This window comes from Amycolatopsis thermalba, assembly GCF_003385215.1.
Lineage (GTDB): Bacteria > Actinomycetota > Actinomycetes > Mycobacteriales > Pseudonocardiaceae > Amycolatopsis_E > Amycolatopsis_E thermalba.
On the sequence record NZ_PQHW01000148.1, the window covers coordinates 1 to 13,652 of the forward strand.

16 protein-coding genes are annotated in these 13,652 nt (G+C 74.4%); 10 read left to right on the forward strand and 6 right to left on the reverse strand.

Annotated features, from left to right (window positions below; genetic code table 11):
• The 4 genes from D0D15_RS33335 to D0D15_RS33350 all read left to right on the forward strand — a co-directional run.
• Positions 1-525: Type 1 glutamine amidotransferase-like domain-containing protein (locus tag D0D15_RS33335; RefSeq protein WP_162830718.1), on the forward strand; the 525-nt coding region annotated here is incomplete at its 5' end.
• 77 nt (positions 526-602) lie between these two features.
• Positions 603-869 (forward strand): DUF1876 domain-containing protein, encoded by a 267-nt coding sequence (locus D0D15_RS33340; RefSeq protein ID WP_094007091.1) that lies wholly within the window; start codon positions 603-605, stop codon positions 867-869.
• A 91-nt stretch (positions 870-960) separates the two neighbouring features.
• A complete protein-coding gene (locus tag D0D15_RS33345; RefSeq protein ID WP_094007161.1) occupies positions 961-1,536 on the forward strand; it encodes an RNA polymerase sigma factor in 576 nt (191 codons plus the stop codon).
• Entirely contained in the window at positions 1,533-2,690 is a 1,158-nt protein-coding gene (locus tag D0D15_RS33350; protein ID WP_115945024.1) for a hypothetical protein, read from the forward strand. The genes D0D15_RS33345 and D0D15_RS33350 overlap by 4 nt, the downstream gene beginning before the upstream one ends.
• A gap of 70 nt (positions 2,691-2,760) precedes the next feature.
• On the opposite strand, the gene D0D15_RS33355 is transcribed toward D0D15_RS33350, so the two are convergent.
• The gene (locus tag D0D15_RS33355) at positions 2,761-3,417 is read right to left on the reverse strand and encodes a nitroreductase (protein WP_115945025.1); all 657 of its coding nucleotides are present in this window, start codon (positions 3,415-3,417) and stop codon (positions 2,761-2,763) included.
• A 61-nt stretch (positions 3,418-3,478) separates the two neighbouring features.
• Here D0D15_RS33355 and D0D15_RS33360 point away from each other — a divergent pair, with 61 nt between their 5' ends.
• Together D0D15_RS33360 and D0D15_RS33365 are read left to right on the forward strand one after the other, a co-directional pair.
• A complete protein-coding gene (locus D0D15_RS33360) occupies positions 3,479-4,276 on the forward strand; it encodes a sigma-70 family RNA polymerase sigma factor (protein ID WP_094007096.1) in 798 nt (265 codons plus the stop codon).
• 172 nt (positions 4,277-4,448) lie between these two features.
• Entirely contained in the window at positions 4,449-4,979 is a 531-nt protein-coding gene (locus D0D15_RS33365) for a class I SAM-dependent methyltransferase (protein WP_233157383.1), read from the forward strand.
• Here D0D15_RS33365 and D0D15_RS33370 read toward each other — a convergent pair whose 3' ends face one another.
• Positions 4,980-6,284 (reverse strand): cytochrome P450, encoded by a 1,305-nt coding sequence (locus tag D0D15_RS33370; RefSeq protein WP_115945026.1) that lies wholly within the window; start codon positions 6,282-6,284, stop codon positions 4,980-4,982.
• An 89-nt stretch (positions 6,285-6,373) separates the two neighbouring features.
• On the opposite strand from D0D15_RS33370, the gene D0D15_RS33375 reads away from it, so the two are divergent.
• A complete protein-coding gene (locus D0D15_RS33375) occupies positions 6,374-6,985 on the forward strand; it encodes a TetR/AcrR family transcriptional regulator (RefSeq protein WP_094007099.1) in 612 nt (203 codons plus the stop codon).
• Positions 6,986-7,039: 54 nt separating this feature from the next.
• Positions 7,040-8,656, forward strand: a complete 1,617-nt coding sequence (locus D0D15_RS33380) for an SLC13 family permease (RefSeq protein WP_094007100.1) — start codon at positions 7,040-7,042, stop codon at positions 8,654-8,656.
• 10 nt (positions 8,657-8,666) lie between these two features.
• On the opposite strand, the gene D0D15_RS33385 is transcribed toward D0D15_RS33380, so the two are convergent.
• Positions 8,667-8,972 (reverse strand): hypothetical protein, encoded by a 306-nt coding sequence (locus D0D15_RS33385; RefSeq protein ID WP_233157389.1) that lies wholly within the window; start codon positions 8,970-8,972, stop codon positions 8,667-8,669.
• 210 nt (positions 8,973-9,182) lie between these two features.
• Between D0D15_RS33385 and D0D15_RS37965 the strand changes: the two genes are divergently transcribed.
• Positions 9,183-9,833, forward strand: a complete 651-nt coding sequence (locus tag D0D15_RS37965; RefSeq protein ID WP_420836385.1) for a muconolactone Delta-isomerase family protein — start codon at positions 9,183-9,185, stop codon at positions 9,831-9,833.
• Here D0D15_RS37965 and gabT read toward each other — a convergent pair.
• On the reverse strand, positions 9,830-11,158 hold the full coding sequence (gene gabT / locus D0D15_RS33395) for a 4-aminobutyrate--2-oxoglutarate transaminase (RefSeq protein ID WP_094007163.1): 1,329 nt from the start codon (positions 11,156-11,158) through the stop codon (positions 9,830-9,832). The genes D0D15_RS37965 and gabT overlap by 4 nt on opposite strands.
• A 70-nt stretch (positions 11,159-11,228) precedes the next feature.
• Here gabT and D0D15_RS33400 point away from each other — a divergent pair, with 70 nt between their 5' ends.
• A complete protein-coding gene (locus D0D15_RS33400; RefSeq protein ID WP_233157384.1) occupies positions 11,229-12,113 on the forward strand; it encodes a LysR family transcriptional regulator in 885 nt (294 codons plus the stop codon).
• Positions 12,114-12,229: 116 nt separating this feature from the next.
• Here the strand turns inward: D0D15_RS33400 and D0D15_RS33405 are convergent, their stop codons facing one another.
• Together D0D15_RS33405 and D0D15_RS33410 are read right to left on the reverse strand one after the other, a co-directional pair.
• Entirely contained in the window at positions 12,230-12,838 is a 609-nt protein-coding gene (locus D0D15_RS33405; RefSeq protein ID WP_094007102.1) for a LysE family translocator, read from the reverse strand.
• A 66-nt stretch (positions 12,839-12,904) separates the two neighbouring features.
• The gene (locus D0D15_RS33410) at positions 12,905-13,423 is read right to left on the reverse strand and encodes a hypothetical protein (protein WP_094007103.1); all 519 of its coding nucleotides are present in this window, start codon (positions 13,421-13,423) and stop codon (positions 12,905-12,907) included.
• Positions 13,424-13,652 lie beyond the last annotated feature (229 nt).

Here is a 13,652-nt window from a genome sequence, read left to right on the forward strand (position 1 = left end):
GGGTGGGCGGGCAGCCACGTGGCGCTGATGCCGATGCCGAACCTCCCCGACCTCGCGGGGCACCTGCTGTCCCAGGACGTGATCTGGGTGTGGGGCGGCAGCGTCGCCGGGTTGCTGGCGCTGTGGCGGCTGCACGGCCTCGACGGGGTGATGCGCGAGGCGTGGCAGGCCGGGGTGGTCCTGACCGGCGTCTCGGCCGGCTCGATCTGCTGGCACGCCGGCGGCACGACCGACTCGTTCGGGCCACAGCTGCGGCCGGTGACGAACGGGCTGGGCCTGCTCCCGTGGTCCAACGGCGTGCACCACGACAGCGAACCCGCCCGGCGCCCGCTGTTCCAGTCGCTGATCGCGGACGGCACGCTGCCGCCCGGCTACGCGACCGACGACGGGGCCGGCCTGCTCTACCGCGGCGGTGAGCTGGCCGAGGCGCTGGCGGAGCGGGACCGCGCCGGGGCCTACCGGGTGGACCGCGGGCCCGGCGGCGGCGCGGTCGAGACCCCGCTGGACGTGCGCCGGATCCACTGAACCACCCGGTGACTTCCGGCCCTTTCCGCAGGTGGCTGGGCGGGGCAGCGTGGAACGAGCACCACCGGGAGGCTGCCATGCGGGACAAGAACTGGCGTGTCGACATCGTGATCGACGAGCACGAGACGCGGACCCGCGCCACCGCGCGACTGCACACCGACGGCCGGACCGGCCTGGTCGGGATCGGCACGGCCCGGCTCAACCCGGCCGACACCAACGTCCCGGAGATCGGCGACGAGCTGGCCGCGGCGCGGGCGCTCAGCGATCTGGCGCACCGCCTGCTCGACGCGGCCGCCGGGGACATCGAGGAAGTGACGCACCAGCCCGCCCACCTGCGGTACTGACAGCGCCTCCCGCGATCAGCCGACCTGCGGCGGGACGCCCTCCCGTCCGTGACAACATCGGCGCCGGTGCCGGCCACTGTCCGGTGTGACCATGCAACTGACCGGACTGGGGGTGTCGGTGGAGCCGGGCGACGCCGACCTGTGGGCGCGCGCCGCAGGCGGTGACCGGGAGGCCTTCACGGCGCTCTTCGAACGCCACGCGCAGGCCGTGTGGAACCACGCCTACCGGCTGACCGGTTCCTGGGCCAGCGCCGAGGACCTCACCTCCGGCACCTTCCTCACCGCCTGGCGCAAGCGCGGCGACGTCACCCTGGTGCGGGACAGCGCCCTGCCCTGGCTGTTCACGGTCGCCGGCAACCTCGCCCGCGACGAGCACCGGGGCCGCGCGCGGCGGTCGCGGCTGCTGCGCCGGATCCCCCGCCCGGCGCCGGAGTCCGACCACGCCGACGGCGTCGCCGCCCGCGTGGACGGCGAGGCGCGCCTGCAGCGGATCGTCGACGCGGTCCGCGCGCTTCCGGCCGCGCAACGGCAGGTCGTCGAGCTGTGCCTGCTCGGCGAGCTGCCGATCGGTGACGCCGCCGCCCTGCTCGAGGTCGCCGAAGTGACCGTGCGCGCGCACCTGTCGCGCGCCCGCGCCCGGCTCCGTGCCCTGCTGGAGGAGAAATGAGCCACGCCCTGCCCCCGCGCCGCGAACTGCCGCCCGAGGTCCGCGAGCGGATGCGCGCCACCGTGCGTGCCGGGCTCGCCCCGCGCCGGGGGCGAGCCCTCGCGGCCGCCGCGGCCGTGGTCCTGCTGGTCGGCGGCGCGTTGATCGGCGCCCAGTTCCTCCGCCCGGCGGAGCCGGTCGCCGGTGCCGGCGGCGGCGTGGACGACCGGTGCTGGGCGGCGATCGCCTCGGCGGGCCGGGTCGCGCTGGTCCTGCCGCGCGCCGAGTGGCAGGTCACCGGCAGGCGCGCGCTCGGCGACGACGTGGTCACGTCCTACCTCGCCGGCGGGAAACCGGTGTTCTGCGAGACCACCGCGACCACGGTGACCGTGTCCGATCCGGGCGCCGCGCCGGCTTCCGCGCCCGGCAGCCGCACCGGGCTGCTGCTGCGCACCGGGACTGGCCTGGTGGCCGGGGTGGCGGACCCGTTGTGGCCGCGGATCGAGCTGTCCCTGGCCGACGGGCTCGGCGTCACCGTCGAGCCGGTCACGCCGGCGAGCGGGGTGTTCACCGCGTTCACCGGGACCGGCCCGGCAACCCCGTTGTGGGCCGGGATGTCGGTCGAGGGCCAGACCGCCCGTCCCGGTCCGCGCGTCGAGCTGCCGCCGGCGCCGGCGCCGCTGGTCTCGGTGGTCGACGTGCCGGGCGACCGGTCCTCGCCGGCCGGCCGCGCGCTGGGCGAGTGCCTGGCGGCGCTGGCCGAACCGCCCGACGACGCCGACGGCTACCAGCCCGGCGCGATGCTGGAGAACGGGCCGTACCGGGTCGTGCTGGGGCGCAGCGCCGAGCACACCATCGCGTGCGTCAGCGGCCCGGCCGGGGCCACGCTGCAGCTGGACACGTTCGTCGGCCGGTCGATCCCGGTGCGCCGGCTGTCGGTGCCCGCGCAGGGCGGGAAGGTGCCGTTCGTGGGCATCGCGCCACGCTCGGCCGCGAGCATGGTCGCCGATTTCGGCACCGGTGAGCCGGTCACCGTGCCGGTCGTGAACGGGACGTTCGCCGGATGGCTGCCCCAGGGAGCGACGCCGGTGTACCCCGAGCGGGGGGACGCGTGGGTGCGGGTGGCGGACGCGCGCGGCGTGACGCTCTACAACGGCTCGGTCACGCTTCGGTGAGCGGCGAGCTGTAACGGCGCCCGCGCGGCAGGTTCGCCAGGTTCGTCCCCCCGCTCGCGGTGCTGGTGACCTACCCCAGGAAGGTCACCGTCTCGGCCATCGGCGCGCGCTCGATGCGTTCCTGGCTCGCGGCGGGGTCGGCGTAGCCGATGGACATGCCGCAGAACAGGATCAGCCGCTCCGGCGGGGACACCACCTCGGCCACCGTGGTGCGGTAGACCGACCACGCCATCTGCGGGCAGTTGTCCAGCCCCTCCGCGCGGAGCAGCAGCATGACCGTCTGCAGGTACATTCCCGCGTCCGCCCACTGGGCCGCGCCCATGGTCCGGTCCAGGTAGCAGAACAGCGCGGCCGGGGCGCCGAAGCAGTCCCAGTTCCGCGCGACCGCCGCCTGGCGCGCGGCGGCGTCGTCGCGGGGGATGCCGCGGTAGCGCTGCGCCGCCGCCGCGGATCGGCGTTCCCGGTACGGAGACGGCAAATCGGGCGGGTACATGGTGTACTCGCGCTCGTCGCCGGGGTCGCCCGCCGCCACGCGCTCGGCGGTCCGCTTCTTCAGCTGCGCCAGTGGCTCCCCGGTCACCACGTACACGTGCCAGGGCTGCAGGTTTCCCCCGGACGGCGCCCGCGACGCCGCCCGCAGCAGGCGCGCGAGCACCTCGTGCGGAACCGGGGTGCCGTCGAACGCGCGCACCGCCCGGCGCGTCGCCACCGCTTCGTAGACGTCCACAGTGGTCCTTCCTCCTCGTGGTCCTAGGGTGGTGACGACCGACGACGGGGAAAGGTGACCGGTGGATTTCGAAGCGCATCGCGACCACCTGATCGGCGTGGCCTACCGCATGCTCGGCTCGCTCGCCGACGCCGAGGACGCCGTCCAGGAGACGTGGCTGCGCATGGCCCGCACGGACACCGCCGAGGTGCGCAACCCGGCCGGCTGGTTGCGCACCGTGCTGTCCCGCGTGTGCCTGGACGTGCTGCGGCAGCGCGCCCGGCACGAGCCCGAGGCGGACCCGGACCCGGCGCCGGGCGCGGACCGGGAAGTGCTGCTCGCCGACGAGGTGGGCCGCGCGCTGCTCGTGGTGCTGGACCGGCTGGGGCCCGACGAGCGGGTCGCGTTCGTGCTGCACGACGTGTTCGCCGTGCCGTTCGACGAGATCGCCCCGATCGTCGGCCGCACCACGGCGACGGCGAAGAAGCTGGCCAGCCGGGCACGCGCGAAGGTCCGCGGCGCCGCCCCGGGCCCCGATACGGCCGGGCACCGGCGGGTGATCGAGGCGTTCCTGGCGGCGTCCCGGACCGGCGACCTCGACGCGATCGTCGCGGTGCTCAGCCCGGACGTCGTGCGCCGCGCCGACGGCCGCCCCGAGGTGCGGGGCGCCCGCCGGGTGGCGGAGGAGATCGTCGTGTTCGGGCGGAACGCCCGGTTCGCGGACTTCGCCCTCCTCGACGGCGAGCCGGGCCTGGTGATCGCGCCGGACGGCCGCCTCCGCCTGGCGATCCGCTTCACACTCGACGGCGAGCGGGTCGCCGGCTACGAGCTGATCACCGAGCCGGCCCGCCTGGAGCGGATCACGCTCACGCTGGGGTGAGGCGCACGCCGTCGTCGTCCACTTCGGACCGCGGTTGCGGGCCTTCCGGCCCTACCGGACGCCGCCCGCATCGGTCAGGCTGTGTCATGGGCATCTACCAGCAGCAGGTCCTGCCGCGCGTGATCGACGTGCTGTGCGGGCTGGAGGTGGCGAACCCGTACCGGGCCCGCGTGTGCGCCGGGCTGCACGGGCGGTCCTGGAGATCGGTTTCGGTTCCAGGCACAACGTCCCGTTCTACCCGGCCGCGGTGACGGCCGTGGACGCGATCGAGCCCTCCGACGTGGCCTGGAAGCTGGCCGCGGAACGGGTGGCCGCCTCGCCGGTGCCGGTCGAGCGGTCCGGCCTGGACGGGCAGTCCCTGCCGCTGCCCGGCGCCACCTGCGACACCGCCCTGTCGACCTACACGCTGTGCACGATCCCGGATGCCGGATCGGCGCTGAGGGAGGTCCGGCGCGTGCTGAAACCGGGCGGCACGCTGCACTTCCTCGACCACGGCCTCGCTCCCGACCGCGGGGTGCGGCGCTGGCAGCACCGCCTGGACCCGCTGCAGGCCCGCCTCTTCGGCGGCTGCCACCTCGACCGCCCGATCACCGACGTGATCACCGGAGCGGGTTTCGTCATCCGCGAGGCCGACCGGTTCTACGAGAAGGGCTCCCCGAGGTTCCTCGGCGCGGACTACCTCGGCGTCGCGGTGTCGCCCTAGTCAGCGCAGGCGTGCCGGCAGGTGCTCGAAGCCCCGCAGGATCCGGGTGCTCCGGCGGGTCGCGCCGCCGGTGAGGCGCAGCTCCGGGAAGCGGTCGAACAGCGTCCGCAGCCCGATCTCGCCCTCCATGCGGGCCAGCGCGGCGCCCAGGCAGTAGTGCCGGCCCGCCGAGAACGAGATGTGCTCGCGCGCGTTGGCGCGGCGCACGTCGAACCGGGCCGGGTCCGCGAAGACCGCCGGGTCGCGGTTCGCGCCGGCCAGGATCGTCGTCACCACCGAGCCGCCGCGCACCCGCACCCCGCCGACCTCCGTGTCGCGCAGGCAGGTGCGCCCGGTGAGCAGCGCCGGCAGGTCGGCGCGCAGGATCTCGTCGACCGCGTTCGGCCACAGCGACGGCTCCGCACGCAGCGCCGCGAGCTGATCGGGGTGGTCGTGCAGCAGGGCGATGCCGTTGCCGAGCAGGTTCACCGTCGTCTCGAAGCCCGCCGCGAGCACCAGCCCGGCGGTCGCGCGCAGCTCCAGATCGGTCAGCCCCACCCCGTCCTCGCGCGCGGCCACCAGCTGGCTGAGCAGGTCGTCGCCGGGATGGGCGCGCAGGTGGTCCAGGTGCCCGGCGAGCCAGGCGTCGAAATCGGCCAGCGCCGACTCGACCGCGCGGAACTCCCGCCACGGCAGCCCCAGGTCCAGGCTCGGCGCGGCCGCGGTGCCCAGCTCCAGCACGCGCTGCCGCTGCTCCGGCGGCACCCCGAGGATTTCGGCGATCACGGTCACCGGCAGCAGCGCGCAGTAGGCCGCCACCAGGTCCACCGGCCGGTCCGGATCGAGCGCGTCCAGCAGCTCGCGGGCGATCTCCTCGGTGCGCACCCGCAGCTTCTCCACCGCGCGGACGGTGAACACGCGGGTGACGAGCTTGCGGTAGCGGGTGTGGTCCGGCGGCTCGGTCGCCAGCAGCGACGGCGGCGCGATCGGGTGCAGCGTGCCGGTCGCCGACCAGTCGCTCAGCCGCGCGAGCACCCCGTCCGGCGCGGCGCCCACGCCGGCGCGGAAGTCGTTGCTGGTCAGCACTTCCTTCACCGCCGCGTGGCTCGTCGTGACGTAGGCGAAGGAGCCCCGGTAGAGCGGGCCGTGGCCGCGGATCTCGTCGAACAGGCCGGTCAGCGCGGCGGTGGGGGACACCGCGGCCTCGGCCACCAGCCGCGCCTGCAGGTCGCCGCGCCGGGCCGCGGCTCGCAGCGCGGTGCGTGGCAGCGCGTGGCCGACGCCCCAGCGCACCACCGGTTTCACGCCGTCCCGCAGCCGCGCCATCACGACACCTCCACCGTGGTACTGACGGGTACCACGCACCGTAGAGCCGGACGTGCCGCCCGGTCAAGCGGCTGGGTTAGGTTGGCGGCGTGACCGACGTCGACGTGGCGGGCACCGGGTTTCGCGACCGGCTCCTGCAGGGCATGGCCGCGGCCGTGCGCGAACGCGACTACCACGACGTCACGATCGCCGACGTGGTCAACCACGCCCGCACGTCCAAGCGCACCTTCTACGAGCAGTTCGCGAGCAAGCAGGAGTGCTTCGTGGAGCTGCTGCGGCAGACCAACGCGCGGATGGTGCGGGACATCGCGGCCGCGGTCGAGCGGGACGCGCCGTGGCAGGTGCAGGCGCGCCAGGCGGTCGAGGCGCTGATTTCCTCGATGGAGAGCGACCCCGCCCTGTGCCTGAGCTGGATGCGGGCCGCGCCCTCGCTCGGCGAAGCGGGCCGTGCGCTGTCCCGCGAGACGATGGACTCGTTCGTGGCGCTGATGCGTACGCTGGCGGACACCCCCGAGTTGCGGGCGGCGGGCGTGGTGCCCCCGTCGCGTGAGCTGGCGATCACCCTGTTCGGCGGGTTGCGCGAGCTGATCGCGATCACCCTGGAGGAGGGCGGGAACCTGGCCGGGACGGTGGACGTGGCGACCGAGGCCGTCATGCTGATCCTGGGTCCCCGGCCGCGCCGAGCTGACTCGACCGATTGATTCGCCTCACACCGAAGAGTGACGCGGGTCACGTTCTGTCGCTATCGTCCCTGTATGTCCACAAGTGAGGAACGCACCAGAGAGCGTGAGCGTACGGAGAGCGTGACCTCGGCCCTGCTGACCGGCGGCACCTACCGGGGCCTCGCGGAGCAGAAGCTGTCCCCGGCGGAGGAGCGGTTCGAGCGGGCCCGGCGGACCGTCGGGTTCGTGCTCGCCCCGCTCGTGACCATCGTCTTCCTGTTCGTGCCCACCACCCTGGACTCCGGCCAGCAGACCCTGGCCGCGGTGCTGCTCGGCGTGGTGGTGCTGTGGGTGTGCGAACCGGTGCCGATCCCGATCGGCGGCCTGATCGGGGTCGCCGCCATCGTGGTGCTCGGCGTGCTGCCCGCCGACGACGTGCTGGAGCCGTTCGGCTCGTCCACGGTGTTCGTCTTCATCGGGGCGTTCATCCTGGCGCAGGCGATGCTGCGGCACGGGCTGGCGCGGCGGTTCGCCTTCTTCATCCTCGCCATCCCGGGCGTGGGCCGCAGCACCTGGCGGGTGATCGCCGCGCTCGGGTTCGTCACCTGCGTGCTGTCGGCGTTCATCTCCAACACCGCGACGGTCGCGATGCTGCTGCCGACCGCGGTCGGCCTGCTCACCGTCATCGCCGAGCTGATCCGCGGCCGGACGCCGGAGGGGGAGCGGTTCGACCCGCTGCGGCTGCGCGTGGGCATCGCGCTGATGCTCGTGCTCGCCTACGGCGCCAGCGTCGGCGGCCTGCTCACGCCGATCGGTTCGCCGCCCAACCTGATCGGGCGCGGCCTGATCGAGGAGGCCACCGGCGAGCGGATCTCGTTCCTGCAGTGGACCACGATGGCGCTGCCCGCCTGCGTGGCGATGTTCGTGATCCTGGTGGTGCTGCTGATCCTGCTCAACCGCCCGGAGATCCGCAAGCTCACCGGCGTCGAGGAGTACGTGGCCGGCGAGCGGGCGAAGCTGGGCCGGTTCTCGCCCGCGGAGCGCAACACGCTGATCGCCTTCACCATCACCGTCGTGCTGTGGGTGACGCCCGGCATCGTGGCCCTGGTGGCCGGCAACGACTCCCGCGCCTACGAGCTGATCAGCGACCGGCTCGACGAGGGCATCGTGGCCGTGCTCGGCGCGGCGCTGCTGTTCGTGCTGCCGACGAACTGGGCGCAGCGCCGGTTCACGCTCACCTGGTCCGAGGCGGCCCGCATCGACTGGGGCACCGTCCTGCTGTTCGGCAGCGGCATCATCTTCGGATCGCTGCTGTCCAGCACCGGGCTCGCGGAGCGGGTGGGCAACGGGCTGGCCGGGGCGCTCGGGATCGGCAGCGGGCTCGCGCTCACCATCTTCGCGGTGCTGCTGGCGATCCTGGTGTCGGAGACGACGTCCAACACCGCGTCCGCGGCCGTGGTCGTGCCGATCGTCATCCCGATCGCGCTGGCCGCCGGGGTGGATCCGTTCACCCCGGCGCTGGCGGCGACCTTCGCCGCGTCGTTCGGGTTCATGCTGCCGGTGTCGACCCCGCAGAACGCGATCGTCTACGGCTCCGGCGCGGTGCCGATCACCAAGATGATCCGCTCCGGCGCGGCGTTCGACGTCATCGGCGCGATCCTGATCATGCTGCTGATCCCGTTGATGGTCGCGGCGGTCGGCTTCTCCTGAGCCGGCTGCCTCAGACCGGGACCGCGGTGCGCCAGCCGGGCCGGTAGCTCTCGCGCGCCATCGCCGAGTAGGGCGCGGGGCTGACGACGGCACGCACGGGGAACTGTGGGTGCGGCTGGACGGTGACCTCGGCGCCGAGGGTGACGTCCGGGTCGACGGTGGCCAGGGACAGGGCGACGAGGTTGCCGTCGGCGTCGGTGACGGAGTCGAAGCTGGACGATCCGTAGTTGGCGTTGGGCCGGGGACGGAGGGGATCGAGCTGATCATGTGGCTGGTGATGCGCGGCGCGCTGAGCGGGCACCTCTGGCGGGTGCACGAGACCTACCACGTGCCCGCGTCCAACACCGCCGCCGGGCACGAGGTGCACACGCCGACGCTGACCGGTCTCGGCGACCGGGCGCACACCCTGCATCCCGGGGGTGGGCCTGGGCACGCACGTCCAGGACGTGGTGGCGTTGATCGAGGCGTGGGACCTGCACGACGTGGTGCTGGTCGGGCACAGCTACGCGGGCAGGTGATCACCGGGGTGGCCGACCGGGTGCCGGATCGCGTGACGCGGCGGGTGTACCTGGACGCGTTCGACGGCGACGCGGCGATCGACCTGCAGCCGGAGGAGATCGCCGCGCACTACCGCGAGTCGGTCGCCGGGCCCGGCTTCGGGTGGCTGATCCCGGTGCGGCCGCTGCGGGTGCTGGGCGTCACCGAGCGGTCCGATGTGGACCGGCTGAGCGCGCGGCTGACCCCGCGCCCGTGGCTGGGTTGCACCGAACCGCTGCGGCTGTCCGGCGCGGTGCAGCGGGTGCCGGCGGCGTTCGTCGAGCGCACCGGCTGGATGCGGGTGTTCCAGCCGCACGCGGCCCGGGCGGCCGCGCGGGGGTGGCCGGTGCTGATGATCGGCACCGGCCACGAGGCGATGGTCACCGAGAACCGGCTGCCCGCCGACACGCCCGGCCAGACCCGCGACCGGCTGCGCGAGGCGGAACGGGGGCGGGCGATGCAGCTGCGGGCCGAGGGCGTGCTGAAGCGGCTGTGGCGGGTCCCCGGCCGCAACGCCACGATCGGCCTCTACGAAGCCGAGGACCCGGCCACCCTGCACGACGCGCTGACGTCCCTGCCGATGTGGCCGTGGATGGACGTCACGGCCGAGCCGCTGGCCACCCACCCGCAGGAACGCTAGGCGCGCAACGCCTCGGCCAGGACGTCCATCGCGTCGTGGAGCAGTTCGTCGCTGATCGTCAGCGGAGGCAGGAAGCGCAGGACGTTGCCGTGGGTGCCGCAGGTCAGCACGATCACGCCCCGCTCGTGGGCCGCCGCCGCGACCGCCTTCGCCAGCGCCGGGTCCGGATCGAGCGAGCCGGGCCGCACCAGCTCGACCGCGATCATCGCGCCGCGGCCGCGCACGTCCCCGATCCGGGGGTCGGCCAGCGCCCGGAGCCGGGACGTGAGCAGCGCGCCGATCTCGCGCGCCCGTGCCACCAGCCCGTCCTGCTCGATGGTCTCGATCGCGGCCAGCGCGGCGGCGCACGCCAGCGGGTTGCCGCCGTAGGTGCCGCCCAGCCCGCCGGTGTGCGCGGCGTCCATGATCTCCGCGCGCCCGGTCACCGCCGACAGCGGCAGCCCGCCCGCGATGCCCTTCGCGGTCACGATCAGGTCCGGCACGACACCCTCGTGGTCGCAGGCGAACCAGTCGCCGGTGCGGGCGAACCCGGTCTGCACCTCGTCGGCGACGAACACCACCCCGTTCGCGCGGCACCACTCCGCGAGCGCGGGCAGGAACCCCGGCGCGGGCGCGATGAACCCGCCCTCGCCCTGGATCGGCTCGATCACCATGGCCGCCAGGTTCGCCGCCCCGACCTGCTTCTCGACCACCTCCAGCGCCCGGCGCGCGGCCTCGGCGCCGTCCAGGCCGCCGTCGCGGAACGGGTAGGACAGCGGCGCCCGGTAGACCTCGGACGCGAACGGCCCGAACCCGTGCTTGTACGGCATGGACTTCGCGGTCATCGCCATCGTCAGGTTGGTGCGGCCGTGGTAGGCGTGGTCGAACACCACCACCGCGTGCCGGCCGGTGTGCGACCGCGCGATCTTGACCGCGTTCTCGACCGCCTCGGCACCCGAGTTGAACAACGCCGTGCGCTTGTCGTGATCACCGGGTGTCAGCCGGTTGAGTGATTCGGCGACGGCCACGTATCCCTCGTACGGCGTGACCATGAAACAGGTGTGGGTGAACGCCTCCACCTGCTCCCGCACGGCCGCCACGACCCGCGGGTTGCTCGCGCCGACGGTCGTGACCGCGATGCCCGAGCCGAGGTCGATCAGGTGGTTGCCGTCGACGTCCACCACGATCCCGCCGCCGGCCGCGGCCGCGAAGACCGGCATGGTGGTGCCGACGCCCGCGGCGACCGCGGCGCCCTTGCGCGTCATGAGTTCGCGGGACAGCGGTCCCGGGATCGCCGTCTCCAGCCGCCGCTGCTGGCGGATGCCTGTGTCCGTGCTCGTGGTCATGCCCCAGTTTCGGAACCGGCCGGTCATGCTGTCCAATACTTGATTGGCAGAATTTCGATGCCTGGGAGGCATGATGGAGCTGCGGCACCTGCGGTACTTCGTGGTGACCTGCGAGGCGGGCACGGTCAGCCGGGCGGCCCAGCTGCTGCACATCACCCAGCCGAGTCTGTCGCGGCAGTTGCGGCAGCTGGAGGAGGAGCTGGGCGCGGACCTGTTCGACCGGGCGGGGCGGCGGATGACGCCGTCCCGGGTCGGCCGGGCCCTGCTGGCGGACGCGCGGGACGTGCTGGAGCGGGCCGAGGCGCTGAAGACGGCGGCGACGTTCCACGCGCACGGCCGCATCGACCGGCTGACGATCGGCGCGCCGACGGTGACGCTGACCGACGTGGTGGCCCCGTTCATCGCGACGCTGGCGCCCGAGGACCCGACGATCGACGTCCTGGGCGCGGACGGGCTGTCCGCGGTGGAGACGCTGGCGCGCGGCGCCGATCTGGCGATCGCCACGGCCGCGCCCCGCGCGCCCTACCGCTCGCGGCGGCTCGCGGTGCTGCCGGTGTGGGCGTACGTGCCGGAGCGGCACCCGTGGCGGGGCCGGGGGAGCGTGCCGCTCGCGGAGGTGCTGGAGGAGCAGGTGATCATCCTGCCGCCGGCGTTCACCGCGCGGCAGTCGCTGGACGCGGCGCTGCTCGAGCTGGGCACCACCTACGCGCGGGTCATCGAGGCCGCGAACGGCACGGTGGCGCAGGCGCACGCCGCGGCGGGCCGGGGAGTGGCCCTGGTGTCGGACGACCCGCGGTTCGGGCTGGTGCCGCTGCGGGTGCGCACGGGGGAGCGCCGGCTGGAGATCAAGCTGACCGCGGCGTGGGACGCGCGCCACAAGGCAGCCGCGACGCTGGAAACCTTCGCCCACCGCTTGGGTGATTTCGTGGGGGAGCGCTACGGACAGCCGGGTTGAGCCGCGCCACGGGCACGAGCGGCAGGCCTGAGTCCCGCTCCCACACGCGGCAGGCGATGCCGACGCTGTCGCTGGCCGGGAAGACCGGCATGCGGTGGAGTCCTTCCGTCCCCGGGTCAGGGCAGGGCAATCCGCACCCCGAGCCCGACCAGTAGCGTGCCCATCGCGGCGTCGATCCCGCGCCGCACCCGCGCCGCGGACAGCACTCGCCGCAGCGCGCCCACGACGTTCGCCAGCACCAGGAACCACGCCAGCGTCACCCCGGACGCCACGACGGCCAGCAGCAGGTGGTCACCGGGCCCGGCGCCGCCGGGGACGAACTGGGGCAGCAGCGCGAGGAAGAACGCCGCGACCTTGGGGTTGAGCAGGTTGCACACCAGACCCTGGCGGAACGCGCTGCCGGCTTCAGCGGCCGGCTCGGGTGCGGTGTACCGGCCGCGGCGCGCGGCGAGCAGGGCCCGGATCCCCAGGAACAGCAGGTAGGCCGCACCGGCGAGCTTGACCACCGTGAACGCCACCGCGGACGCCGCGAGCAGCCCGGCGAGCCCGAGCGCGGTCACGATCGCCCAGCAGAACACCCCGGCGGTGATGCCCGCCGCGCACGCCATGCCGGCGCGGCGCCCGGAGACCAGCGCGTTGCGGCTGACGATCACGAAGTCCGGTCCTGGCGCCATCGCGCCGAGGACGATCACGCCGGCGAGCGCGACGAGCTGGGTCATGGTCATCCGGCGACCCTACCGCTCCGGCCCGCGTCGTCACGCGGTTTCCGGAGCGGTCCACAGTGGACTTGCTCAGGCGGCGCGCGCGGCTCCGCCGCCCAGCCGGTCGAGCAGGCCGGCCCGGTGCAGGTCGGCCACCGGGGAGAGCAGGTCGGGGTGCCGCAGCAGCACGGCTGCCTGCCGGTCGCGGAGGTCGGGGTCGGTGAGGCGGCGGAAGTCGGGGGCGAGACCGGCGGCGTGGACGGAGCCGGTGACGGTCGCGGCGGCGGCCAGCGCGAGTTCGCGGTCGGCGAGCAGGCAGGCCGCCCAGCTGGCGACGACCTCGTCGACCCAGGTGCGCCAGGCGGTGTCCTCGCCCGGCACGACGTCGACTCCCGCGACCCAGTCCAGCCGCCCGGACCCGCCGGGGCCGACGACGTCGAGGAGCCCGGCGTCCAGGGCGGTGGGGTAGCGCAGCCACGCGGCGACGGTCGCGGCCTGGCGGCACTGCGCCTCGGCGAGGGCGGCGCTCAGGGGGCCGCGCTCGGGCGGGTACGCGCGCAGCAGCCACTGCGCGGTGGCCGCGATGACGGACGACAGGTCGGCGGACACTTCCGGGCACCTTCCGGGACTACGGGGGCGGTTCGAGCACGCTAACAGCTGGTCCCGCCCCGCCCGGCGCAGTTTTGCCGCACGTCACAGCCCCGCGGACGACGATCACACCGCGCCAGGGTTCTGGGAGGGGCCGCCAGGTGTGCGCGGAGGGGAGGGCCGACCCCGGAGGGGGAGGTGGTGGTGATCGCCGCCGGGACGGGCGGCCGGTCCGGCGCCGAGGGCGGGC